Consider the following 378-nt stretch of genomic DNA (forward strand, 5'->3'; position numbering starts at 1 on the left):
CGACGAAGCCGGCATAGCCGAGCCGGTCGAGCTCTTCGAACAGGAACGGATAGTTCAGCTCCTCCCCGTCGGGCTCGTTGCGCGAGGGGATGCTGGCGATCTGGATGTGGCCGATGATCGGCATCATCTCGCGCAGCCGCATCGTGACGTCGCCATGAATGATCTGGCAGTGATAGATGTCGAACTGGAGCTTGAGGTTCGGAAGCCTCAGCTCCTGGATCAGGTCGCGGGCGAAGCCGAAGTCGTTGAGGAAGTAGCCGGGCACGTTGCGCGCATTGATCGGCTCGAGCACGATATCGATGCCGTGCGGGGCGAAGAACTCCGCGGCCCATGCCACCGATTTGTAGAACGCCTCGATCGCGACGCGCTCGCCGCGAT

General features: G+C 62.4%; 1 protein-coding gene. It reads right to left on the reverse strand.

The window, feature by feature from the left end; genetic code table 11:
* Positions 1-378: TIM barrel protein (locus AABA86_RS33805; RefSeq protein ID WP_338309821.1), on the reverse strand; the 378-nt coding region annotated here is incomplete at both ends.

The sequence above is a fragment of the Bradyrhizobium sp. TM233 genome (genome assembly GCF_036247965.1).
Classification (GTDB): domain Bacteria; phylum Pseudomonadota; class Alphaproteobacteria; order Rhizobiales; family Xanthobacteraceae; genus Bradyrhizobium; species Bradyrhizobium ottawaense.